Source organism: Marilutibacter spongiae (assembly GCF_014145325.1).
GTDB classification, from domain to species: domain Bacteria; phylum Pseudomonadota; class Gammaproteobacteria; order Xanthomonadales; family Xanthomonadaceae; genus Marilutibacter; species Marilutibacter spongiae.
The window spans coordinates 76,803-101,293 of sequence record NZ_JACHTF010000007.1; the positions used below are offsets into that span (position 1 = coordinate 76,803).

21 protein-coding genes are annotated in these 24,491 nt (G+C 70.4%); 14 read left to right on the forward strand and 7 right to left on the reverse strand.

Annotation, left to right across the window (positions count from 1 at the left end; all coding sequences use genetic code 11):
* Positions 1-359 precede the first annotated feature (359 nt).
* Positions 360-3,581 (forward strand): Rne/Rng family ribonuclease, encoded by a 3,222-nt coding sequence (locus H4F98_RS08000; RefSeq protein WP_182686712.1) that lies wholly within the window; start codon positions 360-362, stop codon positions 3,579-3,581.
* A 97-nt stretch (positions 3,582-3,678) separates the two neighbouring features.
* Here H4F98_RS08000 and H4F98_RS08005 read toward each other — a convergent pair whose 3' ends face one another.
* Positions 3,679-4,323, reverse strand: coding sequence for a response regulator (locus H4F98_RS08005; protein ID WP_182686551.1), 645 nt, complete (start codon positions 4,321-4,323; stop codon positions 3,679-3,681).
* A 149-nt stretch (positions 4,324-4,472) separates the two neighbouring features.
* On the opposite strand from H4F98_RS08005, the gene H4F98_RS08010 reads away from it, so the two are divergent.
* Positions 4,473-5,354, forward strand: a complete 882-nt coding sequence (locus H4F98_RS08010; RefSeq protein WP_182686552.1) for a M28 family metallopeptidase — start codon at positions 4,473-4,475, stop codon at positions 5,352-5,354.
* Between the two features lie 10 nt (positions 5,355-5,364).
* On the opposite strand, the gene H4F98_RS08015 is transcribed toward H4F98_RS08010, so the two are convergent.
* The 3 genes from H4F98_RS08015 to H4F98_RS08025 are packed head-to-tail and all read right to left on the reverse strand — an operon-like array spanning position 5,365 to position 7,741.
* Positions 5,365-5,625, reverse strand: a complete 261-nt coding sequence (locus tag H4F98_RS08015; RefSeq protein ID WP_182686553.1) for a DUF6587 family protein — start codon at positions 5,623-5,625, stop codon at positions 5,365-5,367.
* A complete protein-coding gene (feoB, locus tag H4F98_RS08020; RefSeq protein ID WP_182686554.1) occupies positions 5,625-7,490 on the reverse strand; it encodes a ferrous iron transporter B in 1,866 nt (621 codons plus the stop codon). The genes H4F98_RS08015 and feoB overlap by 1 nt, the downstream gene beginning before the upstream one ends.
* Positions 7,487-7,741, reverse strand: coding sequence for a FeoA family protein (locus H4F98_RS08025; RefSeq protein WP_141518807.1), 255 nt, complete (start codon positions 7,739-7,741; stop codon positions 7,487-7,489). Before H4F98_RS08025 ends, feoB begins: the two co-directional genes overlap by 4 nt.
* Positions 7,742-7,888: 147 nt before the next feature.
* Here H4F98_RS08025 and H4F98_RS08030 point away from each other — a divergent pair, with 147 nt between their 5' ends.
* From H4F98_RS08030 to yeiP, 7 genes are all read left to right on the forward strand, one after another.
* Positions 7,889-8,668: an enoyl-CoA hydratase-related protein gene (locus tag H4F98_RS08030; protein ID WP_182686555.1), complete on the forward strand. Its 780-nt coding sequence runs from the start codon at positions 7,889-7,891 to the stop codon at positions 8,666-8,668.
* 162 nt (positions 8,669-8,830) lie between these two features.
* The gene (locus tag H4F98_RS08035; protein ID WP_182686713.1) at positions 8,831-10,834 is read left to right on the forward strand and encodes an acetyl-CoA carboxylase biotin carboxylase subunit; all 2,004 of its coding nucleotides are present in this window, start codon (positions 8,831-8,833) and stop codon (positions 10,832-10,834) included.
* Entirely contained in the window at positions 10,831-11,526 is a 696-nt protein-coding gene (locus tag H4F98_RS08040; RefSeq protein ID WP_182686556.1) for a hypothetical protein, read from the forward strand. Before H4F98_RS08035 ends, H4F98_RS08040 begins: the two co-directional genes overlap by 4 nt.
* A complete protein-coding gene (locus H4F98_RS08045) occupies positions 11,523-12,422 on the forward strand; it encodes a hydroxymethylglutaryl-CoA lyase (protein ID WP_182686557.1) in 900 nt (299 codons plus the stop codon). Before H4F98_RS08040 ends, H4F98_RS08045 begins: the two co-directional genes overlap by 4 nt.
* Positions 12,422-14,998, forward strand: a complete 2,577-nt coding sequence (locus tag H4F98_RS08050; RefSeq protein ID WP_182686558.1) for a sensor domain-containing protein — start codon at positions 12,422-12,424, stop codon at positions 14,996-14,998. The genes H4F98_RS08045 and H4F98_RS08050 overlap by 1 nt, the downstream gene beginning before the upstream one ends.
* A gap of 77 nt (positions 14,999-15,075) precedes the next feature.
* Positions 15,076-15,846, forward strand: a complete 771-nt coding sequence (locus H4F98_RS08055) for an SDR family NAD(P)-dependent oxidoreductase (RefSeq protein ID WP_182686559.1) — start codon at positions 15,076-15,078, stop codon at positions 15,844-15,846.
* A 102-nt stretch (positions 15,847-15,948) separates the two neighbouring features.
* A complete protein-coding gene (gene yeiP, locus H4F98_RS08060; protein WP_141518813.1) occupies positions 15,949-16,515 on the forward strand; it encodes an elongation factor P-like protein YeiP in 567 nt (188 codons plus the stop codon).
* 61 nt (positions 16,516-16,576) lie between these two features.
* Here yeiP and H4F98_RS08065 read toward each other — a convergent pair whose 3' ends face one another.
* Entirely contained in the window at positions 16,577-17,062 is a 486-nt protein-coding gene (locus H4F98_RS08065) for an NUDIX hydrolase (protein WP_246373009.1), read from the reverse strand.
* 353 nt (positions 17,063-17,415) lie between these two features.
* Here H4F98_RS08065 and nhaC point away from each other — a divergent pair, with 353 nt between their 5' ends.
* The 5 genes from nhaC to mtnC all read left to right on the forward strand — a co-directional run bounded on the left by nhaC (position 17,416) and on the right by mtnC (position 22,263).
* The gene (gene nhaC, locus H4F98_RS08070) at positions 17,416-18,876 is read left to right on the forward strand and encodes a Na+/H+ antiporter NhaC (RefSeq protein WP_246372994.1); all 1,461 of its coding nucleotides are present in this window, start codon (positions 17,416-17,418) and stop codon (positions 18,874-18,876) included.
* A gap of 64 nt (positions 18,877-18,940) precedes the next feature.
* Positions 18,941-20,296 carry a sodium-dependent transporter gene (locus tag H4F98_RS08075; RefSeq protein WP_281368136.1) on the forward strand — a complete coding sequence of 452 codons (1,356 nt, stop codon included), beginning with the start codon at positions 18,941-18,943 and terminating at the stop codon, positions 20,294-20,296.
* Positions 20,297-20,363: 67 nt separating this feature from the next.
* Complete coding sequence (locus H4F98_RS08080) at positions 20,364-20,996, forward strand: methylthioribulose 1-phosphate dehydratase (protein WP_182686566.1); 633 nt, start codon at positions 20,364-20,366, stop codon at positions 20,994-20,996.
* Positions 20,993-21,550, forward strand: coding sequence for a 1,2-dihydroxy-3-keto-5-methylthiopentene dioxygenase (locus tag H4F98_RS08085; RefSeq protein ID WP_182686568.1), 558 nt, complete (start codon positions 20,993-20,995; stop codon positions 21,548-21,550). Before H4F98_RS08080 ends, H4F98_RS08085 begins: the two co-directional genes overlap by 4 nt.
* The gene (mtnC, locus tag H4F98_RS08090; protein ID WP_182686570.1) at positions 21,547-22,263 is read left to right on the forward strand and encodes an acireductone synthase; all 717 of its coding nucleotides are present in this window, start codon (positions 21,547-21,549) and stop codon (positions 22,261-22,263) included. Before H4F98_RS08085 ends, mtnC begins: the two co-directional genes overlap by 4 nt.
* Positions 22,264-22,296: 33 nt before the next feature.
* Here mtnC and H4F98_RS08095 read toward each other — a convergent pair whose 3' ends face one another.
* The gene (locus H4F98_RS08095; RefSeq protein ID WP_182686572.1) at positions 22,297-22,875 is read right to left on the reverse strand and encodes a YdeI/OmpD-associated family protein; all 579 of its coding nucleotides are present in this window, start codon (positions 22,873-22,875) and stop codon (positions 22,297-22,299) included.
* The gene (locus H4F98_RS08100) at positions 22,872-24,461 is read right to left on the reverse strand and encodes a calcineurin-like phosphoesterase C-terminal domain-containing protein (protein ID WP_182686574.1); all 1,590 of its coding nucleotides are present in this window, start codon (positions 24,459-24,461) and stop codon (positions 22,872-22,874) included. The genes H4F98_RS08095 and H4F98_RS08100 overlap by 4 nt, the downstream gene beginning before the upstream one ends.
* Between the last annotated feature and the right edge of the window lie 30 nt (positions 24,462-24,491).

Consider the following 24,491-nt stretch of genomic DNA (forward strand, 5'->3'; position numbering starts at 1 on the left):
TGCGAATCCGTCCGCGTCTGACCCCTGTCCTCGGGACAGCCATGTTAGCAAGTGCGGCCGGCGGAACCTGCGTTCGCCGGACGGGTCAAACCGTCAAGATGAACAAACCACCGCGTGGCGCGACGGCTCCGGCCCGACCGCCATCGGTCCCTGCCCCGATGATGCCCGCATCGCCGGGGCTCCAACTGGAAAGCAACAACAAGCGCTCCCGCGGCGTGCCGTGGTGTCGTAGCGCTGGAAATTGAAAGCCTTGCCGGCGCGCGCCACGGGCGTAGCGACGGCAGGGCCGCAGTGTCCAGAGGCGAAACGCCATGGCGTTCCGCGCGGTCGAAGCGCGCGAGGACGCAACAATGAAGCGAATGCTGATCAACGCAACGCAGGCAGAAGAACTGCGTGTCGCGATCGTGGACGGGCAGAACCTGTACGACATCGACATCGAACAGCCGGCCCAGGAACAGAAGAAGTCCAACATCTACAAGGGCAAGATCACCCGACTCGAGCCCTCCCTCGAAGCCGCCTTCGTCGAATACGGTTCCGAGCGCCACGGCTTCCTGCCGCTGAAGGAAATCTCCCGCGACTACTACCAGTCCGGCGTCGACCACAACAAGGCGTCGATCCGCGAGCTCCTGAAGGAAGGCCAGGAAGTGGTCGTCCAGGTCGAGAAGGAAGAACGCGGCAACAAGGGCGCGGCCCTGACCACGTTCATCTCCCTGGCCGGCCGGTACATGGTGCTGATGCCCAACTCGCCGACCGCCGGCGGGGTTTCCCGCCGCATCGAGGGCGAGGATCGCGCCGAACTCAAGCGCGCGATGGACGCACTGCAGATCCCCGACGACATGGGCGTGATCATCCGCACCGCCGGCGTCGGCCGCGATGCCGAAGAGCTGCAGTGGGACCTGGACTACCTGGTCAGCGTGTGGACCTCGATCACCGGCGCGGCGCTGAGCAAGCCCTCGCCGTTCCTGATCTACCAGGAGTCGCGCCTGATCATCCGCGCGCTGCGCGACTACATGCGCCCGGACATCGGCGAGATCCTGGTCGACACCGACGAGATGTACGCCGAGGCGCGCGAGTTCGTCGAGCAGGTCATGCCGCACAACCTGCGCAAGCTCAAGCACTACACCGACGACACGCCCCTGTTCAACCGCTTCCAGATCGAGTCGCAGATCGAGAGCGCCTACGAGCGCGAGGTGCGCCTGCCGTCCGGCGGCGCGCTGGTGATCGACCAGACCGAGGCCCTGACCGCGGTCGACGTGAACTCCGCGCGCGCCACCAAGGGCGGCGACATCGAGGAAACGGCGTTCAACACCAACCTGGAGGCGGCCGAGGAGGTCGCCCGCCAGATGCGCCTGCGCGACCTGGGCGGCCTGGTCGTGATCGACTTCATCGACATGTCCTCCAACCGCCACCAGCGCGAGGTCGAGAACCGCCTCGCCCAGGCGCTCAAGCAGGACCGGGCCCGCGTCCAGGTCGGCCGCATCTCGCGCTTCGGCCTGCTCGAGATGAGCCGCCAGCGCCTGCGTCCGTCGCTGGGCGAATCCAGCCAGATCGTCTGCCCGCGCTGCGAAGGCCATGGCCGCATGCGCAGCGTCGAGTCGCTGTCGCTGTCGATCCTGCGCCTGGCCGAAGAGCACGCGATGAAGGACAACACCGGGCAGGTACTGGTGCAGGCGCCGACCGAGATCGCGACCTTCCTGCTGAACGAAAAGCGCCGGGCACTGAGCGAGATCGAGCAGCGCCACGATGCGCCCATCGTCATCGTCGCCGACGAACAGCTGCACACGCCCCATTACGAAGTCACCCGCATCCGCGAGAACGAGCTGGACGAGGAAAGCAACAAGCCCAGCTACCGCCGCGGCACGCCGCGCAAGCTGCCGACGCATGCGCTGACCAAGGCCCACCTCAACATCCCGGCGGCGCCGGCCGTGACCAAGGTCAAGCCGACCCGTCCCGCGCCGTTGCGCGAGCCCGCACCCGAAGCCGAACCCGCGCCGGTCGCGGCCGCACCGGTGGCCGCCCCGACCCATTCGGTCGGCATGGTCGAGCGCATCCTGCGCTTCTTCCGTGGCGGCACCTCGGAAGAGGCGCCCAAGCCGGCGCGCAAGCCCGAGGGATCTTCCAAGCGCGCCGAGCGTGGCAACGACCGCGGCGAAGGCCGGGGCGAGTCGCGCGGCAACAGCCGTCGCGATGGCCGCGACGGCCGCAAGGCCTCGAACCGTCGCGACGACGGGCGACGCGGCAACGGCCAGAAGGACGCCGGGCGCGACGCCACGCGCGAAGCGGCCAAGGCCAACGCGCCCCGCGACGCCAAGCAGGACGCCAAGTCCAGCGAGGCCAAGGGCGAATCGCGCCAGGGCGAGGGCCGCGGCCGTCGTTCGCGCGGAGGCCGCCAGGGCCGCCAGGAATCCGGCAGCGCCGACACCGTCGACACCCGCACGCAGAACGCGTCCGAGGCCGCCGAGACCAGGCCCGCTTCCAGGCCCCGCCCCGAGGCCCCGGCTGCTGCCGCGATCGCGGCAGCCCCGGCCCCGGAACCCGTGGTCGAGACCGCGCAGGCCGCTGATTCGGTCGCACCGACCCAGGATGCGAATGCCGCCAGCGCGGCACAGGGCGATGCCCAGGCCACGCCGCAGCACGACCCGAACGGCGCGCAGGATGGCGGCGAGGGCGGCGCACGCCGTCGTCGCGGCCGTCGCGGTGGCCGTCGCCGTCGCCGCAGCGGGGGTGCCGGTGAAGGCAACGAGTCGGGCGAGTCGATGACGAACGCCGACGAGGCCACGAGCACCGGCGCAACCGGGTCGCACCACGACGATGCCGACTCCGAGTCGCGGACCGCGGACGCGGAGGCGAAAGCACCGACCCCGGGCCCGACCGCAAGCTCGACGGCCGAGGAAGCGCCGGCGGTCACGCTCGACGTCAGCCGATCGCAGCCCGAGTTCGACTTCGACGACCTCCCCGCCCCCGCCGCCAAGGCCGCGGCACGCGCGGACGCGGCCCAGGCTGGCGCCCGGCGCGACGAGGTCGCCGCGGCTGCACCGCCTGAAGCCCCCCGTGCGGTGGCGGATACGGCGCAGGCAACTCCCGCCCCAGCCGAAGCCGAACCCGGCACGCGCGCGCAGCCGGCGACCGAAGCGGCTGCGGACGTGGCCGCGGCCGCGGCCGCGGGCGCCAGCGCAGCAGACCGCCCGGAAAAGGCCGAGGTCGCGTCCAGCGAAGCCGTGTCCCGCGAGGTCGTGGCAGCCGAGCCGGCGGCGACGCCGGCAGACGAGCCCGCAATCGCGGCCGAAGTGAACGACGCACCGGCCCCCCGCTCCGCGCCCGCACCGGTCGAAGCGGCGAGCAGCGCCGATGCCGTCGAGGTCGCAAGCGGGGTCGCCGAGGCCGAGGTCGCCCGCGAATCCGCGCCCGCCGACGTGGCCGCGACAGCGGTGGCCGCGATGCCCCGCACCGCGTCCCTTTTCGATACGCCGGCCACGACCGACGAGGCGACCGCCAGCGGCGACGCCGAGGAAGAAGAGGAAACCGTCGCGACCCAGGACGGTGACGCGAACCCGGGCGAAGCCGACAAGCGCCACGCCTGAGCGCACGCGGGGCGCCCTGGCGCCCCGCCTCGAAACCAGCGAACAGGCCGCCTCCGGGCGGCCTTTTTCGTGGCCGCGACGCTGGCCAGGGGGACGCCTAGCCCAGCAGGGCCGGGTCGCTGAGCCCGTGGCGATCGGCCAGCCGCGCCAGCGCGATGGCGTCCTCGACGCCCAGCTTGGCGAACAGGCGCCGCTTGTGCGTGCTGACGGTCTTGGGGCTCAGGCTCAGGCGCCGCGATATCTCCTCCTGGCGGATGCCCTGCACCAGCAGCATCGCCACCTCGAGTTCGCGCGCCGACAGCGCCTCGAAGGGCGAGCGGTCGCCGTCGATGCTCGAAAAGGCCAGGTGCTGCGCGACGCTGCTCGCCAGGTAACGCTTGCCGCGGGAGACATCGCGGACGGCATTGAGCAGCTCGCTGGCATCGCCGCCCTTGCCGACGTAACCGCAGGCGCCGCTGTCGAGCAGGCGGCGCGGCATGGGCCCGTCCTCCAGGACGGAAACAATGATCACCCGCGGACCGCCGGAGCGGACGATGCGCTCGGTCACCTCCAGCCCGCTCATCCCCGGCAGGTGGAGGTCGCACAGCACCACGTCCGGCGCCAGCCGCCGGATCTCCGGCAGGCCGGCGTCGCCGCTCTCGCTCTCGCCGACCACCTCGATATCGGTCTCGCCGGCCAGGATCATGCGCATGCCGGCGCGCACGAGCGCATGGTCGTCGATGAGGTACACCCGGATCGTCATCCTTGCACCACCTGCCTTGAGGCAATTCGTTCCGTGACTCCGCGGGAGGCTACGCGCAGCCCCGGACCCGCGCAACTTCGTGACCCCTGGCCTACGCCGCGGGCCCGCGACTGCGGCACACTGCGGGCAGACCTACAGGGGAACACCGCATGTCGATCCGCCACACCACCCTCGCCCTGCTCGGCCTCGCGCTGGCGGCCTGTGCGCACGCACCCGCCGACATGCCCGCGCCCCCACCGGGCAGCCTTGCCGACGCCTGGCGCCAGGACGTCGCCGCGATCGCGACCGCCGACGATGCGGACGGACGTCGCAAGGCCGTCGAACGCCGCCTGTCGGCGATCGGCCTGGACTGGCGGGCCGCGCCCTTCGCCCGCGAAGACGAGCGCGGCACCAACCTGCTGGCGCCGGTCGCGGGCATGGCCGATGCGCCGCTGCTGTTGCTTGGCGCGCATTTCGACCGCGTGGACACGGGTCGTGGCGCGACCGACAACGCCAGCGGGACCGCCGTCGTGCTGGCGTTGGCCGAGCGGCTGCGCGCACGCCCACTGGCCCACCACCGCGTCGCGGTCGCACTCTGGGACCTGGAGGAGCGCGGCCTGGTCGGCGCGCACGCCTATGTCGAACAGGACGGCGAGCGCCCGGCCCTCTATGTCAATTTCGACGTCTTCGGCTGGGGCGACACGATCTGGATGATGAGCCCCGACGCGGACGGCGCCCTCGCCCGTGCCACGCGCGAGGGCGCGCGCGAGGCGGGCATCGGGCTGTCGGTCGGCGAGCAGTACCCGCCCACCGACCACCAGGCCTTCCTGAAGGCCGGTTGGCCGGCGGTGTCCTATTCGCTGGTCGGCGCGTCCGAGATCGAGGGCATCCTGTCGATGTACGCAGGCAAGCCGCCGGCGACGGCGCCTCGGGTGATGGAAGTCATCCACAGCGAGCACGACACCGTCGAGAAGGTCGACGCCGAAGCCGCCGCGCGGGCACTGGACGTGGTCGAGGACGCCCTGCGCCGTTGGGACGCGATGGCGGGCTGAGCGTCGCCCCTCAGTGCTGGCGGGTCGCGGTCTCGCCGGGGCCACAGCCGTCGCAGCCACCGCAGGCGGTCTTGCCGGCGGCGGGCGTCGGCGCGATCCAGCGGCCCAGGCGCGCGGCCCAGGCCGGCCGTCCCGCCCGCAACAGGGGCACCGCGCACGCGACCCGCAGGCGCCGCATCGGCCCTGGCAGCTGCCGGTTCAGTACATGGACGGCACTGGCAAGCACCGCCAGCGCGATCGCCACGTACTGCGCGAACAGCGAGGCATCCATCATCCGGCCCCCAGGGCGACGGCGATCTGGTAGGTCGCGAACGCGGCCAGGTAGGCCAGCCCGAACAGGTAGCCGGCGCTGATCGCGACCTGCTTCCAGGAGCCCGTCTCGCGCTTGATCGTGGCCAGCGTGGAGATGCATTGCGGCGCGTAGATGAACCACACCAGCAGGGCCAGCGCGGTCGCCAGCGACCAGCCGTCGTTGATGATCGGCTTGAGCGCTTCGATCGCGGCATCGTCGTCGGTGAACGACAGCGCGTACACCGTCGCCAGCGAGGACACCGCCACCTCGCGCGCGGCCATGCCCGGGATCAGCGCGATGCAGATCTGCCAGTTGAAGCCCAGCGGCGCGAACACCGCCGTCATCGCATGGCCGATGCGGCCGGCCAGGCTGTAGTCGATGGCGGGTCCGATGGCGCCCTCCGGCGGCGCCGGGTAGCTTGCGAGGAACCACAGCAGGACGGTCAGGGCCAGGATGATGCCGCCGACCCGGCGCAGGAAGATCCAGGCGCGCTCCCACAGCCCGATCAGGAGATCGCGCGGATGCGGGATGCGGTAGGACGGCAGTTCGAGCATCAGCGCGTGCTCGCTCTTGTCGCGACGCCACTTCTTCATCACCCACGACACCACCAGCGCGCTGAAGATGCCGGCCATGTAGAGCGCGAACAGCACCAGGCCCTGCAGGTTGAACCAGCCCACCTTCTGGGCCGGGATGAAGGCACCGATGAGCAAGGTGTAGACCGGCAGGCGCGCCGAGCAGGTCATCAGCGGCGCGACCATGATCGTCGCCAGGCGGTCGCGCGGATCCTGGATCGAGCGCGTCGCCATGATGCCCGGGATCGCGCAGGCGAAGCTCGACAGCAACGGGATGAAGGACCGGCCCGACAGTCCCGCGGACGCCATCAGGCGATCCAGCAGGAAGGCCGCGCGCGGCAGGTAGCCCGATTCCTCGAGGGCGAGGATGAAGGTGAACAGGATCAGGATCTGCGGCAGGAACACGATCACCCCGCCGAGGCCGGCGATGATGCCGTCGGTCAACAGGCTGTTGACGGGACCCGCCGGCAGAACAGCGGCCGTCCAGCCGCCGAGCGCGCCGGTGGCCGCTTCGATGCCGTCCGCCAGCGGCGTCGCCCAGGCGTAGACCGCCTGGAAGATCAGGAACATCACCGTGGCCAGGGCCGCCAGGCCGAACGCCGGGTGCAGCAACCAGCGATCGAGCGCGTCGTCGATGCTCGCGGTGCGCCGCGGCATGCTCACCGCGAGCGCCAGCAGGCGCCGGGTCTCGGCGTGCAGCGCCTCGGCATCCTCGGCGGTGCCCTCCGGCATGCGTTTTCCCGGCGGCTGCGCGGCGGCGGTCATGCCGTCGAGCCGGGCCACCAGTTCGCGCGCACCGTCGCGCCGCACCGCCACGGTCGGCACGACCGGCACGCCGAGCTCGCGCTCGAGCGCCTCCAGGTCGACCCGGACCCCGCGGCGCTCGGCGGCGTCCATCATGTTGACCGCCAGCACCATCGGCTTGCCCAGCTCGCGCACCTCCAGGGCGAAGCGCAGGTGCAGGCGCAGGTTGGTCGCGTCGACGACGCAGATCACCACGTCCGGGGGCGCCTCGCCCGGATAGAAGCCGCGGCAGACGTCGCGCGTCACCGCCTCGTCGAGGCTGGCGGCATGGAAGCTGTAGGCGCCCGGCAGGTCGAGGATCGCGTAGCGGCGGCCCGACGGCGCGCTGAATGCGCCTTCCTTGCGCTCCACGGTCACGCCGCTGTAGTTGGCGACCTTCTGCCGGCTGCCGGTCAACTGGTTGAACAGCGCCGTCTTGCCGCAGTTCGGGTTGCCCACCAGGGCCAGGCGCATGGCGGCGGCGCTCATGCCGCCTCTCCCACGGCAGCGGTGGACACGCGCACGCGCGCGGCCTCGCTGCGACGCAGGGCGAAGCGCGTATAGCCGACCTGGACCAGCAGCGGCTCGGCCGAGAACGGGCCGGCCGCCATCAGCTCCACGCGCTCGCCGGCGACGAAGCCCAGTTCGCGCAGGCGACGGGCGATGGCGTCGTTGGGCAGCGCGTCCTCCACGCATTCGACCGTGGCCGCGGTGCGGCGCGGCAGTTCAGACAGCTTCAAATGAGCACCTGGGAGCAAATACGAATTGTTCTCAATAATAGCATCCTAGCGCCCGCCGCGAACGTGCCCGGATGTGGCCGCATCGTCCCCCGCCCCGGCCTCCGGCTATCATGAAGGGCTTACGGACATGACAGGTATGGTGCGCGGATGAACCCACCCTTGCTGAGCCGGACGGAGGGCGCCGTGGCGTACCTGCGGCTGAACCGGCCCGACCTCCACAATGCCTTCGACGCCGGGCTGATCGCGGCCCTGACCGGGTCGCTGGAAGCGTTGGGCCGCGACCCGGCGGTGCGGGTGGTGGTGCTGGAGGCCGAAGGGGCCTCGTTCTCGGCCGGCGCGGACCTCAACTGGATGCGCGGCATGGCCGCCGCCAGCGAGGCGGAGAACCGCGAGGATTCGCTCGCCCTCGCGCGCCTGATGCGCACCCTGGACGAGCTGCCCAGGCCGACCGTGGCCCGCGTCCATGGCGCTGCCTTCGGCGGCGGCGTCGGCCTGGTGGCCTGTTGCGACATCGCCATCGGCGCCCGCGGCGCGAAGTTCGGCCTCACCGAAAGCAAGCTCGGCCTGCTGCCCGCGGTCATCTCGCCCTACGTGGTCGAGGCGATGGGTCCGCGCCAGGCAAGGCGCTGGTTCGCCACCGCGGAGATCTTCGATGCCGACCAGGCCGCGCGGATGGGCCTGTTGCACGAGACCGTCGAACCCGAGGCGCTGGACGCGGCGATCGCCCGCCAGGTCGAGCTCCTGCTCAAGGCCGGCCCGATCGCCTCCGCGTCGGCGAAGGCACTGGTCCGCCAGGTCGCCTCCCACGCCGAGCGCGACCGCCACGATGCCGACAACGCGGCCCTGATCGCCCGCCTGCGGGTCTCGCCCGAGGGCCAGGAAGGGCTCTCGGCCTTCCTCGACAAGCGCAGGCCGCAGTGGGCCTGAGCGCCGCGCCGCGATCACGTCCATGACCGCCCCGATGGCCGCCCCCGCCGCACGTCCCGCCCGCCCGCCCCGCCCACCGCACGACGACGCTTCCGTGCGTCCTGGCGTCGTCCGTCCCGCCACCGAAGAGACCGCATGATGCCGCCCAAGCAGCCCCAGCCGATGTTCGACACCGTCCTGATCGCCAACCGGGGCGAGATCGCCTGCCGGGTGATCCGCACCTGCCGCAGGCTCGGCATCCGCACCATCGCGGTGTTCTCCGAGGCCGATGCCGATGCCCAGCACGTGCGACAGGCCGACGAAGCCCACTGCATTGGTGGCCCCCGGCCGGCCGACAGCTACCTGCGCGGCGACGCGATCCTCGAGGTCGCGCGCCGCACGGGCGCCCAGGCCATCCATCCCGGCTACGGCTTCCTCAGCGAGAACGCCGAATTCGCCGATGCGGTGGAGGCCGCCGGCATCGCCTTCATCGGCCCCCGCGCGGCCTCGATGCGCAAGATGGGCAGCAAGGCCGGCGCCAAGGACCTGATGCAGGCGGCCGGCGTACCGGTGGTGCCCGGTTACACCGGCGAGGACCAGTCCGCCGACCTGCTCCAGGCCGAGGCCGACCGGATCGGCTATCCGCTGATGATCAAGGCCGCGCACGGCGGCGGCGGCAAGGGCATGCGCATCGTCCGCGCCACCGGGGAGTTCATGTCGAACCTCGAGAGCTGCCAGCGCGAGGCCCGCAACGCCTTCGGCAAGGATCGCGTGCTGCTGGAGCGCTACGTCGAGAAGCCGCGCCACATCGAGATCCAGGTCTTCGGCGACAGCCATGGCGCGGCGATGCACCTCAACGAGCGCGAATGCTCGGCCCAGCGCCGTTACCAGAAGGTACTGGAAGAATCGCCGTCGCCGTTCCTGACCCCCGAGCTGCGCCAGGCGATGGGCCAGGCCGCGGTGCAGGCCGCGCTGGCGATCGACTACGTCAATGCCGGCACCGTGGAGTTCATCGTCGGCCAGGACGGCCAGTTCTACTTCATGGAGATCAACACCCGCCTGCAGGTGGAGCATCCGGTCACCGAGATGGTCACCGGGCTGGACCTGGTGGAATGGCAGCTGCGCATCGCCGCCGGCGAGGCGCTGCCGATGTCCCAGGACGCGGTCCGCCAGAATGGGCACGCGATCGAGGTCAGGCTCTACGCCGAGGACCCGGAAGCGGGCTTCCTGCCCGGCTCGGGACGCCTGGAGCGGCTGCGCCTGCCGGCCCCGGGCGCGCACGTGCGCATCGACTCGGGCGTGGTGGAAGGCGACACCGTCACCATCCACTACGACCCGATGATCGCCAAGCTGATCGTCTGGGACCTGGACCGGCCGCGCGCGCTCGCGCGCCTGCGCGACGCGCTCGCCGCGTGCGCGATCGAGGGCCCGAAGTCGAACATCGCCTTCCTCGAGCGCCTGGCCCGGCACCCGGCGGTCGTCGACGGCACGATCGACACCGGCTACCTGGACCGCCACCTGGAGGAATTCACCGCCGTCGACGAGGCGGTCGATGCGCGGATGCTGCTCGCCGCCGCGACCGCGCGCCTGATGGCGCAGGAGCGCGAGAGCCGCGAGCGGGCACTCGCCTCGCACGATCCCGGTTCGCCCTGGGCCACCAGCGACGGCTGGCGGCTCGGCCACGGCGGTCGCCGCAGCCTCGCGTTCCTGCACCGCGACCAGCGCCTGGAACTGCACGCGCAAGGCAGTGGCGGCGACTACCGCATCGAGTTCGACGGCCATGTCCATGAGGTCCGCGGCGCCCGTACGCTGGCCGATGGCGCCCTCGGTTTGCGTATCGACGGTCAGGGCCTGCGCGTTTCGGTGAACGTGGACGGATCGATGTGGGTGGTCCACGACGGTCGCCAGCGGCTGCGGCTGCAGTCCGTCGCGATGTACCGCCGCGAAGGGGGCAGCGACAGCGCCGCCGCCGACAACGTGCTCGCGCCGATGCCGGGGCGCGTGGTGGTGGTGAAATCGGCGGTGGGCGACACGGTGGTCTCGGGACAGGAGCTGATGGTGATCGAAGCGATGAAGATGGAGCTGAGCCTGAAGGCTCCCCGCGACGGCACCATCGCCCGCATTTCCGCCGCCGAAGGCGAATTCGTCGAAGCCGACGCCGTCCTCGTCGCCCTGGAGGTGGCGTGAGCCTGCCCGGCCCTGCCCTGCGCCGCACCGGTGCGGCGGTCCTGCTGCTGGTGCTTTCGGCATGTGGCCAGGACGTCGTCGACCCCGGCAAGGCCGCGGCGATCGCACCCGGCAAGACGGACGCCGGCACCGACGACGACTGCGACGACATCGCGATGGCACGGGCCCTGCCCGCGGCGACCATCATCGCCGGGCGGCCGCTGGCCTGGACGCAGTGTTCGGTCCAGGAAGTGGTCGCCAGTTATGGCGAGGAGGACGCCGACGGCAACGGCGATGACAGCTGCCGCATCGAGATCGCGGACTCGCGCTACCCGATCCCGGAGAGCGCCCGAGCGCTCGGCATGCAGGAAACCCTCGAGAACACGCGCGGGCTGATCCGCGAGATGGCGCGCGCCAACATCGAGATGCTGGCCGAGTCGCGCAAGTCGCTGGAGGGCGACCCGGTCATGCTGCGCGTGCGCGGCGGTCCGGCGGCGCTGCCGGTGGTCGGCAGCACGTCCAGTGGCGACGCGTATGCGATCTCGGTCCCCGCGTCCGCGGACGCCGAACCCGGCAGCGAGCCATTGCTGTCGGTGCTCAAGGACCGCTACGTGCTCACGATCGAATGCGACGCGCCGGTGCGGGACCACGACCAGGCCCTGGCCTTGTACGCGCCCTACCTGGGGGCGCTGGACCTGGGGGTGCTGCCATGACGCCGGCCGTCCGCATCGTCGAGGTCGGTCCGCGCGATGGCCTGCAGAACGAGAAGACGCAGGTCGCGACCGCCGACAAGATCGCCCTGATCGACCGCCTCTCCGCGACCGGGCTGCGGAGCATCGAGGCGACCAGTTTCGTCAGCCCGCGCTGGGTGCCGCAGCTCGCCGACGCGACCGAAGTCTACGCCGGGATCGCACGTCGCGAGGGCGTGCATTACCCGGTCCTGGTCCCCAACGAAAAGGGCTACGAGCGCGCCCGCGAGGTCGGCGTCGAGGAGATCGCCGTGTTCACCGCGGCCTCGGAGACGTTCAACCGCAAGAACATCAACGCCTCCATCGACGAATCGCTGGCGCGTTTCTCGCCGGTGCTCGAGCGCGCCCGCGAAGACGGCGTGCGCGTCCGCGGCTACGTATCGACCGTGCTGGGCTGTCCCTACCAGGGCGAGGTGCCGCTGGCCGACGTGGTCCGCGTGGCGCGGCAGCTGCACGCGATGGGCTGTTACGAAGTCTCGCTGGGCGACACGATCGGCGTGGGCACGCCCGGCAAGGCGCGCGACATGCTCCTGGCCGTCGCCGCCGAAGTGCCGATGCCGGCGCTCGCGGTGCATTTCCACGACACCTACGGGCAGGCGCTGTCGAACATCCTCGCCTGCCTGGAGGCCGGCGTCGCCGTGGTCGATGCCTCCGTGTCGGGCGCCGGCGGTTGTCCCTATGCCAAGGGGGCCAGCGGCAACGTCGCCACCGAGGACGTGGTCTACATGCTCCAGGGCCTGGGCATCGAGACCGGGGTCGACCTGGCCGCGCTGGCCGATACCGGACGCTGGCTCGCGGGCCGGCTCGGCCGGGAGACCGGCAGCAAGGTCGGACGGGCGCTGGGCGGCGGAGCCGGCTGATGAGCCGCCACCCGAGCGCATCGCCGCCTGCGGGCACCCCCCGGATGACGGGGGCCGGCACGGTCGATGCGCTCGACCTGGCGATGTCGCGCGACGACATCCCCGACGACATCCGCGCGCTGCTCGCCGATGCCCGCGACGCGCTGCACGCATCGCTGGAGACCGCCGAGCACGCGCGACAGCGCTACGACGCCCTGTTCGACGCGGTGCCCGACCCGGTCAGCATCATCGACCACGATGGCATCGTGCTCGACCTCAACAAGGCCGGCATCGCCGCCTACCGCCGCAGCCGCGGCGAGATCATCGGCCGGCCGATCCACGTCCTCAATCCGGACCTGCCGCGCGACCACCTCGTGCCGGTCCTGGAGACGCTGGACCGCGGCGACACCTACGTCATCGAAGTCACCAACATGCGCGCCGACGGCACGCGCTTCCCGGTGGAAGTCCACTCGGCGGCGATGCAGTACGACGGCCGTCCGGCGCTGGTCGCCGTCGCGCGCGACCTCAGCGGCCGCCGCGACGCGGAACTGCGCTATCGCGAGCTGGTGGAAACGCTGGACCAGGGCATCCTCGTGCAGGACGCCGCGGGCCATTACCTGTTCGCCAACGCCACGGCGATGCGGATCTTCGGCATCGGCAAGGGTCGCCAGCTGGAGGACGAACTGCAGCCCCAGCACTGGCGCATCATCGACGAGCACGGCCGCGAGATTTCGGCCAGCCAACTGCCGGCGCAGCGCGCCCTGCACTGGGGACGCACGATCGAGAGCACCCTGCTGGGCTTCTACCACCGCGAACGCCGCCACCTGACCTGGCTCTCGGTCACCTCGGTACCCCACTACCCGGCCGGCGGCGACCGCCCGCGCCAGGTCCTGTCGCTGTTCACCGACGTGACCGCGCTCAAGCGCGACAGCGCCCTGTTCGACCGGGCGCAGTCGTTGGCGCAGATCGGCGGCTGGGAATGGGACACCGGCCGCAACCACCTCTACCTCACCGACGAGGCCCAGCGGATCATCGGCAACCATCCCGCGCCACAGGACATGGACGGCCTGCTGGACTGCCTGCGCGATCCCGACCGGGCCCGCCTGCAGGAGGCGATCGCCCGGGCCCTGGCGACCGGTTACGGCATCGACCTGGAACTGGAGGGCGTGCGCGGCAGCGGCCAGTCCTTCTGGATCCGGGTCATCGGCGAGGCCATCGTCGGCTCGGCGCACAGCGCACGCCTGACCGGCACCCTGCAGGACATCACAGACCGCCGGCATGCCGAGGAGTCCCTGCGCCAACAGGCCCGTACCGACCCGCTCACGGGCCTGCTCAACCGCGACGCGATCCTGCAGGAGCTCGAGAGCTGGCTGGAGGACGCGCGCAACGCACAGATCGCCGTGCTCTACATCGACCTGGACCGTTTCAAGGTCGTCAACGACGTGCTCGGCCACGCCGCCGGCGACCGCCTGCTGGCGACGGCGGCCAAGCGCATCGAGCGCGTGGTCGACGTCGAGGGCCTGCTCGCGCGCTTCGGCGGCGACGAATTCCTGGTCGTGTGCATGCTCCACGACGATCCCGACCGGCCGGAGCGGCTGGCCGACGCGATCCTGGCCAGCTTCGCCGAGAACTTCCGCGTCGACGGCGAGGAGTTCAGCATCACCGCCAGCATCGGCATCGCCCGCTCGCCTCAGGACGGGATGGGGTCGCCCCAGCTGATCCAGAGCGCGGACGTGGCGATGTACGACAGCAAGCGTCGCGGACGCAACGGGCGGCAGAGCTTCACGCCCGAACTGGCCGAACAGCAGTTGCAGCGGCTGCAGCTTGAGACCCACCTGCGGCGCGCGGTGCGCAACGACGAATTCCACCTGGTCTACCAGCCGCAGGTCGACCTCGAGAGCGGCCGCCTGAGCGGCGCGGAAGCCCTGATCCGCTGGCGCAACCGCTCGCTGGGCGAAATGCGCCCGGACCGTTTCATCGACCACGCCGAGACCACCGGCGACATCGTCGGCATCGGCCGCTGGGTACTGAGGGAAGCCTGCCGCCAGCTGCGCGACTGGCGGCAGGACGGCCTGGCCATCGAGCGCATCGCGGTCAACGTGTCCTACCGCCAGTTCCTCAGCCAGGACCTGATCCAGAGCGTGCGCGAAGCCCTGGGCGAAACCGGCCTGGAAGGTCGCATGCTCGAGCTGGAGTTCACCGAGCGCGTGCTCATCGAAGACGAGCCCGACACCCGCCGGGCCTTCGACGAGCTCCGCGCCATGGGCGTGGCGCTGTCGATCGACGATTTCGGCGAGGGCTACAGCGCCCTGAACTACCTGCGCCGCCTGCCGATCACCGGCCTGAAACTCAGCCAGCTGTTCGTGCAGGGAATCCCCGACAACGAATCCGATGTCGCCGTCTGCTCGGCGGTGACCGGGATCGCCAACAGCCTCGGGCTCGGGGTCGTCGCCGAGGGCATCGAGCAGGTGACCCAGCGCGACTACCTGCTCTCGATGGGGATCCGCACCGGCCAGGGCTTCCTGTACGCGCCCGGCCTGATGCCCGCGCAGCTGCTGCAGCGCTACGCTGGGCAACCGCTGGCCCACTCGCGCTGAGCATGCCGGCGCGGACCTGCGCCCGGGCCCGGCGAGCGGGTAGAATCACCGGCTTCCCCAAGCCACTGGATCCCCTCATGCAGCTTGCCTCTTCCCTCGCCATCATCACCGGCGGCGTGTCCGGCCTCGGCCTCGCGGTTGCCGAGCACCTGGTCGCCCACGGCGGCAAGGTCGCCCTGTTCGACGTCAACGACGAAAAGGGCGCCGCGGCGGTGGCCGCGCTCGGCGAGGCGAACGCACGCTACTTCAAGACCGACGTGACCTCCGAGGACGGCGTGAGCGGCAACGTCGCCGCCGCGCACGAGTTCCTGGGCGGGCTGAACACCGTGGTCAACTGCGCCGGCATCCTCGGCGCGGGCCGCGTACTCGGCCGCGAGGCGCCGATGCCGCTGGGCAACTTCCAGGCCACCGTGATGGTCAACCTGGTGGGCAGCTTCAACGTCGCCAAGGCCGCCGCCCACCTCATGCAGCACAACGCCGCCGGCACCGACGGCGAGCGCGGCGTGATCGTGAACACGGCCTCGGTCGCCGCCTACGAAGGCCAGATCGGCCAGGCCGCCTACTCCGCCTCCAAGGGCGGCGTGGTCGGCATGACCCTGCCGATGGCCCGCGAGCTGGCCCGTTTCGGCATCCGTGTCATGACCATCGCCCCGGGCGTGTTCTGGACCCCGATGGTCGACGGCATGCCCGATTCGGTGCAGGAATCGCTGGCCGCGTCGATCCCCTTCCCCTCCCGCCTCGGCCAGCCGAAGGAGTTCGCCGACCTGGTCGCCTACATCCTCGGCAACACCTACCTCAACGGCGAGACCATCCGCCTGGACGGCGCGACGCGGTTGGCCCCCAAGTGAGGTGGTGATTCGTTATTCGTTATTCGTCGTTCGCAAGAGCGAAAAACCAAAAGCGATCACTGAACCCCAATCACCAATCACCAATCACGAATTACCAAGCTCATGAAAGCCAGCGATATCAAGAAGGGCAACGTCGTCGAGCACAACAACGGCGTGTACCAGATCCGCGACATCGAGCGCAGCTCGCCGCAGGGCCGCGGCGGCAACGTGCGCTTCCGCTTCACCATGTACAGCGTGCCGGGCGGCAACAAGACCGATGCCAGTTTCGATGCCGACGACGACCTGAAGGAAGTCGAGCTGAGCCGTCGCCAGGCCACCTATTCCTACCGCGACGGCGATGCCTTCGTGTTCCTCGACGACGAGGACTACAGCCCCTACATGCTCGACGCGAACGTGGTCGGCGACGACGCGGGCTACATCGTCCAGGACCTGGCCGGCTGCTACGTGCAGCTGATCGACGATGCGCCGGTGGGCCTGCAGTTGCCGCAGACCGTGGTGATGGAAGTGGTGGACACCCCGCCCGAGCTCAAGGGCGGGACCGCAACGAAGCGGCCGAAGCCCGCGCGACTCTCCACGGGCCTGGAGATCATGGTGCCCGAGTACATCAGCAACGGCGAGCGCGTGCAGGTGAACACCACGACCGGCGAGTTCTCCGGCCGCGCCGACTGACCCTTTCGGCGGGGGTGCGGCGGCGATGCCCCGCTCCCCGCGCCGCCATCGCGGCGCCCCGCTAGCGCACGGATGCTTCCGTGCGCGCCAGCCACTTGCGGGCCATCCGTTCCATCGACGCATCCGACGCCGCATCCATCGCGATCTCGCGGATGTCCCGCCACGCCAGCGCCAGTGACTCGTCGCTGACGACGAAGTCTTCGCCGCCCGTGGTCCGCACCACGTAGCGCACGTCGTAGTGCCAATGGCCCGGCACGTCGTCGCGGCCCGGGATCCAGTGGCGATCGATGTCGAACGGCAGGTCCTCCACCACCAGCCCAGGGAGCCCGGACTCTTCTTCCGCCTCGCGCAGGGCGACGCGGGCGAGGTCGCGATCCCCGTCCGCATGGCCGCCCAGTTGCAGCCAGCGCCCGAGCTTGCGGTGGTGGGTGAGCAACACGCGCTCGCCGGCCATGTCCACCAGCCAGGCCGAGCCGGTGAAGTGGCCCGCCAGCCGGCCCCTCACGAAGGGGTCCGCGGGGTCGTCGAGGAGCCCGGCGAACTGCATCGCCACCGCCTGTTCATCCGGCCAGCGCCGGGCGTAGTCGGCGAACAGGGCGGCCGGATCGGGTCCTGCGCCCTGGCGCGTCCCGATCGGACAGGGGGGGTGATGTTCTGGCATTGCGTTGAAGCCTTGCGGGGGGAAACGCGGGGGAGTATGCGCAAATCCAGCGTGTTGCGCCCTCCCTTGCTCACCTTTTCTTCACTGGGTTATGGTGGCCCGCCGCACGACTCGCCGTGCGCGCGATCCACGCCACGCGGGCGTGCTTCTTCCTTGGGGAACCGGATGCCGAACAACGCAGATGCACGGGGCCGTCCGGCCGCCAACGCCCATGCCGGGAACGCCCGCGGATGCCGCCGATGACCCGCTCGCCCAGCCTGCTCCAGGCCTTCCTGCCCCTGTTCTTCCTCGCCGCCCTCCTGGCCTGGGCGGTTCGCGTCTACGGTGCCGATGCGTCCTACGGCGCCAACCAGGTCTCTCTCATGCTCGCCGCCGGCGTCGCCGCCCTGGTCGGCCTGCGCAACGGCCTGCGCTGGGGCGAGATGCAGGAAAGCCTGGTGCACGGCATCTCGCTGGCGATCGTGCCCATCTTCATCCTGCTCGCCGTCGGCGCCCTGATCGGCACCTGGATCCTTTGCGGGACCGTGCCGACCCTGATCGTGTATGGCCTCAAGCTCCTGCACCCCTCCTTCTTCTATCCGGCCGCCTGCCTGATCTGCGCGATCGTGGCCCTGGCGATCGGCAGCTCCTGGACAGTGGCCGGCACGCTGGGCGTGGCCCTGATCGGCGTCGCCAGCGGCCTGCACATGTCGCCCGCGATCACCGCCGGCGCCGTCATCTCGGGCGCCTACTTCGGCGACAAGATGTCGCCCCTGTCGGACACCACCAACATCGCCCCCGCGGCCGCCGGCAGCGAACTGTTCGCTCACATCCGCCACATGGTGTGGACCACCGGCCCCAGCATCGTGCTGGCCCTGCTGCTGTTCACCGCCGTCGGCCTGGGCAGCACGCCCGCGCCCGGCACCGACAGCGGCTTCGGCGACCTGCCGGCCATCCTCGGCAGCCAGTTCAACCTGGGCCTGCACCTGTTGATCCCGCTGCTGGTGGTGTTCGCGCTGGCGGTGCTCAAGTTCCCCGCCTACCCGACGATCATGATCGGCGCGCTGCTCGGTGGCCTGTTCGCAGTGCTCTTCCAGCCCGAGCTTGTGGTCAAGCTGGCCGGCAAGGAGGGCCTGTCGCAGCCGATGGCGCTGATGACCGGCGTCTGGAGCGCGCTCGCCGACGGTTACAAGGCCAACACCGGCAACGCGGCGGTGGACGAGCTGCTCAGCCGCGGCGGCATGAGCAGCATGCTCAACACGATCTGGCTGATCTTCTGCGCGATGGGCTTCGGCGCGATCATGGAGAAGACCGGCCTCCTGGAGCGCATGGTCCGCAGCGTGCTCAAGGCCGCCAAGTCGACCGGCGCGCTGATCACCGCGACCCTGGCCACCGCGATCGGCTCCAACGCAGTCGCCGCCGACCAGTACATGTCGATCGTGCTGACCGGCCGCCTGTACCGCCCCGAGTACGAACGCCGCGGCCTGGCGCCGGTCAACCTGTCGCGCGCGCTCGAGGATGCCGGCACCATCACCTCGCCGCTGGTGCCCTGGAACACGTGTGGCGCCTACATGGCGGCCACGCTCGGCGTGGCCACGCTGGACTACCTGCCGTTCGCCTTCTTCAACCTCATCAATCCGATACTCTCGGCGCTGCTGGCCTACGCGGGCTTCAAGATCCTGCGCACCACGCCCTCGCCGAACGTCGTGACCCATTCCTGACCCACCGCCTCACGGCCCGAACCGACTACCGACACTGCATATGGAAAAGACTTCGATCCACGGCATGTGGTCCTCCCGCATGGCATTCATCCTCGCGGCCACCGGGTCGGCCGTGGGCCTGGGCAACATCTGGCGGTTCCCCTACATGGCCTCCGACAACGGCGGCGGCGCCTTCGTGCTGGTGTACCTGGCCTGCATCGCCCTGGTCGGCCTGCCGATCCTGATGTCGGAAGTGCTGCTGGGCCGCCACGGCCGCCGCAGCCCGGTCAATGCCCTGACCGACCTGGTCCGCGACCTCGGCGCCTCGAAGGGCTGGATCAGCATCGGCTGGATCGGCATGGTCGCCGGCGTGCTCATCCTGAGCTTCTACAGCGTGGTCGCCGGCTGGACGCTGCACTACAGCTGGCTGTACTTCTCGCAGCTGTTCGGCGCACCCGCGATCACCGATCCCGGCGCCACCTTCAGCGGCCTGCTGGGCAACCCGCTGGAACTTTCCGCATGGCACGCCGTGTTCATGGTGCTCACCGTGGCAGTGGTCGCGCTGGGCGTGGAAAAAGGCCTGGAGCGCGCGGTGCGCTTCCTGATGCCGGCCCTGTTCATCCTGTTGCTGACCCTGGTCATCTACGGCGCCACCACCGGTCACCTCAGCGAGGCCGCGGCATTCCTGTTCAAGCCCGACTGGTCCCAGATCAGCGGCCGCACCTTCATCGACGCGATGGGCCAGGCCTTCTTCACCCTGAGCCTGGGCATGTGCACGATGATGACCTACGGCGCCTACCTGCCCAAGGGCGTGTCCATCCCGCAGGTCGGCGTGACCGTGGCCCTGGCCGACACCGGCGTGGCGCTGCTGGCGGGCCTGGCGATCTTCCCGATCGTGATCTCCTTCGGCATCGACCCGCAGGGCGGCGGGCCGGGCCTGATCTTCACCTCGCTGCCGCATGCCTTCAACGCCATGCCCTTCGGCATCGCGTACGGCCTGCTGTTCTTCGCCCTGCTCTCGGTGGCGGCCTGGACCTCCTCCATATCGCTGATGGAGCCGGCCACCGCCTACCTGGTCGAGCGCGTCGGCATGACCCGTCGCAAGGCCGCGCTGCTGGTCGCGGGCATCTGCTGGATCGTCGGGCTGGCGACGGTGTTCTCGTTCAACATCTGGTCCAGCGTCCGGGTCCCCGAGGGCATGGGCGTGATCAGCAACAAGAACGTCATGGACATGATCGAGTTCGTCTCGAACAACCTGATGTTGCCCCTGGGCGGCCTGCTGATCGCGCTGTTCGCCGGCTGGGTGGTCAAGAAGAGCCTGCTCAAGGACGAACTCGACACCCTGTCGCCGGGCGTGCTGGCGCTCTGGCGCTGGGTGGTCCGGGTGGTGGCGCCGCTGCTGGTGCTGGCGGTGCTGATCAGTCCGTTCGTGCTCGACTGAACCGGCTTTGGGGCATTTGCGTTGTTGGCCTACTCCCGGGGGGCCAACAACGCCTAAACTTGGGGGCATGAGCGCTCTCCCCTACGACCCCGAACGCCTGTCCCATTGCACGGGCGAACTCATCGTCAACATCCGCGAGCTCGCCGCCCGGGGCTGGACCCCGGCCACGAGCAGCAACTTCTCGATGCGGATGGACGAACGGCATGCCGCCATCACCGTCTCGGGCGGCGACAAGGGCCGCCTGACCGAGGACGGCATCATGGTCGTCGACCTCGAAGGCAGGCCGGTCGCGACCGACCGCCGGTCCTCGGCCGAAACCCTGCTGCACACGCGCCTGTACCAGCGCTTCGGCGAGGTCGGCTGCGTGTTGCATACCCATTCGCTGGTGCAGACCGTCGCCTCGCGCCTGTACGCCGGCGCCGGCCACGTGCACCTGGAGGGTTACGAGCTGCTCAAGGCCTTCGCTGGCAACAGCACCCATGAAATGGCCATCGAGCTGCCGGTCCTGCCCAACAGCCAGGACATGACCGTGCTCGCCGCGCAGGTCGATGCCCTCCTGGACGCCCAGTGCATGTGGGGTTACCTGATCGACGGGCACGGGTTGTACGCCTGGGGCCGCGACATGGCCGAGGCCCGGCGCCACCTGGAGGCGTTCGAATTCCTGCTCGCCTGCGAACTCGAAACGAGGAAACTGAAATGAGCCGCCTGCGCATCTTCGGCGACGCCGATCCCGCGACCCCACGACTGTCGACCGACGATCCCGCGCGCATGGCCACGGAGCTTTCGCGCATCGGCGTCGCCTTCGAGCAGTGGGAGGCGCGGCAGCCGGTCGCCCCCGGCGACAGCCCGGAGGCCATCATGGACGCCTATCGCGGCGACATCGACCGCCTGGTCGCCGAACGCGGCTTCCGCTCGGTCGACGTGGTCAGCATCGCACCCGACCATCCCGAGCGCGCGGCGATGCGCGCGAAGTTCCTCGACGAGCACTTCCACAAGGAAGACGAAGTGCGATTCTTCGTCGCCGGCTCGGGCCTGTTCACCCTGCACGTCGACGACGCGGTGTATGAAGTGCTGTGCGAGGCCGGCGACCTGATCGCGGTACCCGACGGCACCACGCACTGGTTCGACATGGGCCCGTCGCCGAGCTTCGTGGCCATCCGCTTCTTCACCGAGCCCGATGGTTGGGTCGGCCACTTCACCGGCACCGACATCGCCCAGCGGTTCCCGCGCTACGAGAAGGGCCAGGCGCTGTGAGCGCCGCCAGCGACACCGCCCGCCGGCCGAAGGCGATCCTGACCGACATCGAGGGCACCACCAGCAGCATTTCATTCGTCAAGGACGTGCTGTTCCCCTACGCCCGGCGCGCCCTGCCCGCCTTCGTGCAGACCCGCGGGCGGGAGCCCGCGGTCCGCAAGTGGCTCGATGCGGTCGCCACGGAGAACGGCGGCATGTGCAGCGACCGGATGATCGCGGAGGTGCTGCAGGGCTGGATCGACCAGGACCGCAAGCACACCGCGCTCAAGGCACTGCAGGGCATGATCTGGGCGGACGGCTACCGCAGCGCGGACTTCACCGCCCACATCTACCCGGACGCCGCCGAGTCGCTCAAGCGCTGGCATGCCGACGGGATCCCGTTGTATGTCTACTCCTCGGGCAGCGTACCCGCCCAGCGCCTGTTCTTCGGGCACAGCGACGCGGGCGACATGACCGCGATGTTCTCCGGCTGGTTCGACACCGAGATCGGCGGCAAGCGCGAAGCGGCCAGCTACCGGCGCATCATCGAGACCATCGGCCTGCCCGCCGGGGACGTGCTGTTCCTGTCGGACGTCGTCGCCGAGCTCGACGCCGCCCGCGAGGCCGGCCTCGACACGGTGCTGGTCGACCGCCTGGAGGACTATCCGGACCCGCGCACGGGCGAGGCCACCCACGGCCACGCGCGGATCGAAGGCTTCGACGCGCTCGCCTGAGGCCCCGGGACGGCGGGTACTCTCGACGCTGCCTCAGTGCAGCGTCTCGCCCCGGGCCAACATCGCCACGAACTTCTCCGCGCGCGCCAACCGGGTTTCGGGCTTCTTCGCGGTGTGCACGCGCCAGCAGAAGGCATAGCGATTCGCCCGGTCCAGCGTCTCGAAGAACGCCCGCGCCTTCGCGTTGCCTTCAAGCGCCCGGGCCAGCGCCTCGGGCACCTCCATGCGGCTGGACGACGCGTAGGCAGCCTCCCAGCGCCCATCATGCCTGGCGGCGTCGACCTCGCGCTGGCCGCCGGTGCGCATGCGGCCGGCGGCGACCAGGGCCTCCACCTTCGCCACGTTGGCCTTCGACCACAGGCTTCGCGGACGCCTCGGGGTGAAGCGTTGCAGGAAGAACTGCGCGTCGAGACTGCGCTTCTGGCCGTCGATCCAACCATGGCACAGCGCCACGTCCAGGGCCTGGGCGTAGCTGATGCTGCGTGCGCCGCCGTCCTTCTTGGCGATCTTCAACCAGATCCCGGGCGAGCCTTCGTGCGCTTCCAGCCAACGCTCCCACGCCGCTTCCGTGGCGAAGCGCCTGACCGGCAGGTCCGTGGGCTGCGCGCTCATTCGACGCCCACCTCGCGCTCGACCAGGCGGTAGGCGCTCCACGCCTGCAGTTCGCCGCGCCAGCGGTCCCGGGCGCGTACCTCGATCCGGTGCTCGCCGGCCGCGAGGTCGGTCGGCAGGCTGCCCCGCCACAGGTGCTGCGACGGCTTGGCCTCAGGCGCGCGGTCGTAGCCACGCAAGGTCTCGGCGGCATCGTCGGCGAGGTTGGTCGCCAGGACCCTGGGATCGGCCTGCACGACGCGCGTCATTGGGGTCCATTCGCCGCCGTCGATGCGGTATTCGACCCGGCTGTCGGCATCGCCCATGAAGACGTTGGCGTACACCGCGAAGCCCGGCCAGGCACCGCGCCGCAACACCCGAGGCGCGTGCAACGACATGCCGCTGCGCTCGCCCGTCGCATCGCGCGCGGGCAGCCATGCGAGCCGGTAATCGCCGCCCGCATCGATGTCCATCCGAGCGTGGCCATTGGGCGTGCCGTCGCTCATCGTCGCGTCGGGAATGCCCTGGGCATCGGCGACGCCGGACCAGAACGCGCCGCACGCGGCGCCGACGTTGTATTCGTGCAGCGGCCGGGGGCCGTGCCATCCGCTCGAGGGCCCGTGCCAGACATGCTGCTGCACGTGCCCATGCCCACTCAACAGCAGTACGCGGTCGAACGGTTCGAGCAGGCGGAACAGGCGCGCGCGATCCTCGTGCCGGAAGGTCTCCCGTCCCGGCGCCGCATCGAAGAAGGGGATGTGCACGCCCAGGACCAGCAGGCGGTCGCGACGCGCGCCGGCCAGGTAGGCCTCGATGAAGCGGAACTGGTCCTCGCGCAGGCCGCCGACGTACGAGGGCGAAGCCCCGGGCATGTGCACCACGTCGTCGAACAACAGGAAGCTCGCCTGCGGCGTCTCCCAGGCGAAGGTGTCGGGACCGAAGTGGCGTCGGAAGGTCGCCAGCGAGGCCGAGTCGTCGGCCGCCCCCCCGTCGAGGTCGTGGTTGCCCGCCACGTGCAGCCAGGGCACGCCCAGGCGCACGGTCTGGGCGATCATCGCCGGATACAGGGACAGGTCGTCGTTGACGATGTCGCCCAGGCTCAGGCCGAGGTCGGCAGGCGCGTCGCCCGGTCCGCTCGACGCCAGGAGCGGTTCGACGATGTCGCGCGCGTAGTAGTCGACGTCGACCGTCGACTTGGGCTGGGGATCGGCCATGACGCGGACCTCAAGCGGGGCGTCGTCCGGACGGGCGTCGGCGCTCCAGAGGGCGAAATCGCCGCAAGCGGCGCCCGTCTCGTCGGGCGTCCGCCAGAATGCCGGCAGGCCGTTCGTGGCGTCGGGGACCCGGTAGCCGGGCGGCTTGACGATGAAACGCGGGCGATCGGCGCGGGCCTGCAGCCGGTAGCGCCCTTCGGCATCGGTTTCGACGATATCGACGCCATCGGACACGCGCACGCCGGCAACGCCCGGCTCGTCGGGGCCGTGGCGGCCGTCGCGGTCCGCATCGCGATACACGATGCCACCCGGGCATGCGGGCGCGGCCCTGGGCTGGCCCGGTATCGCCAGGGCGGCGGCAAGCACGAACGACAGTGCGAACGAAACGGACATCCACGTATCCCGGTCGGATCGATCCGGGAA

Bases quoted from the DNA above. Each gene is read 5' to 3' on its own strand.
- H4F98_RS08045 (WP_182686557.1), top strand. From the start codon at position 11,523: ATGACGCCGGCCGTCCGCATCGTCGAGGTCGGTCCGCGCGATGGCCTG.
- H4F98_RS08085 (WP_182686568.1), top strand. From the start codon at position 20,993: ATGAGCCGCCTGCGCATCTTCGGCGACGCCGATCCCGCGACCCCACGA.
- H4F98_RS08055 (WP_182686559.1), top strand. From the start codon at position 15,076: ATGCAGCTTGCCTCTTCCCTCGCCATCATCACCGGCGGCGTGTCCGGC.
- H4F98_RS08000 (WP_182686712.1), top strand. From the start codon at position 360: ATGCTGATCAACGCAACGCAGGCAGAAGAACTGCGTGTCGCGATCGTG.
- H4F98_RS08080 (WP_182686566.1), top strand. From the start codon at position 20,364: ATGAGCGCTCTCCCCTACGACCCCGAACGCCTGTCCCATTGCACGGGC.
- nhaC (WP_246372994.1), top strand. From the start codon at position 17,416: ATGACCCGCTCGCCCAGCCTGCTCCAGGCCTTCCTGCCCCTGTTCTTC.
- H4F98_RS08015 (WP_182686553.1), bottom strand. From the start codon at position 5,625: ATGGATGCCTCGCTGTTCGCGCAGTACGTGGCGATCGCGCTGGCGGTG.
- H4F98_RS08050 (WP_182686558.1), top strand. From the start codon at position 12,422: ATGAGCCGCCACCCGAGCGCATCGCCGCCTGCGGGCACCCCCCGGATG.
- H4F98_RS08065 (WP_246373009.1), bottom strand. From the start codon at position 17,062: ATGCAGTTCGCCGGGCTCCTCGACGACCCCGCGGACCCCTTCGTGAGG.
- feoB (WP_182686554.1), bottom strand. From the start codon at position 7,490: ATGAGCGCCGCCGCCATGCGCCTGGCCCTGGTGGGCAACCCGAACTGC.
- H4F98_RS08010 (WP_182686552.1), top strand. From the start codon at position 4,473: ATGTCGATCCGCCACACCACCCTCGCCCTGCTCGGCCTCGCGCTGGCG.
- yeiP (WP_141518813.1), top strand. From the start codon at position 15,949: ATGAAAGCCAGCGATATCAAGAAGGGCAACGTCGTCGAGCACAACAAC.
- H4F98_RS08005 (WP_182686551.1), bottom strand. From the start codon at position 4,323: ATGACGATCCGGGTGTACCTCATCGACGACCATGCGCTCGTGCGCGCC.
- H4F98_RS08100 (WP_182686574.1), bottom strand. From the start codon at position 24,461: ATGTCCGTTTCGTTCGCACTGTCGTTCGTGCTTGCCGCCGCCCTGGCG.
- H4F98_RS08035 (WP_182686713.1), top strand. From the start codon at position 8,831: ATGTTCGACACCGTCCTGATCGCCAACCGGGGCGAGATCGCCTGCCGG.
- H4F98_RS08095 (WP_182686572.1), bottom strand. From the start codon at position 22,875: ATGAGCGCGCAGCCCACGGACCTGCCGGTCAGGCGCTTCGCCACGGAA.
- H4F98_RS08075 (WP_281368136.1), top strand. From the start codon at position 18,941: ATGTGGTCCTCCCGCATGGCATTCATCCTCGCGGCCACCGGGTCGGCC.
- H4F98_RS08030 (WP_182686555.1), top strand. From the start codon at position 7,889: ATGAACCCACCCTTGCTGAGCCGGACGGAGGGCGCCGTGGCGTACCTG.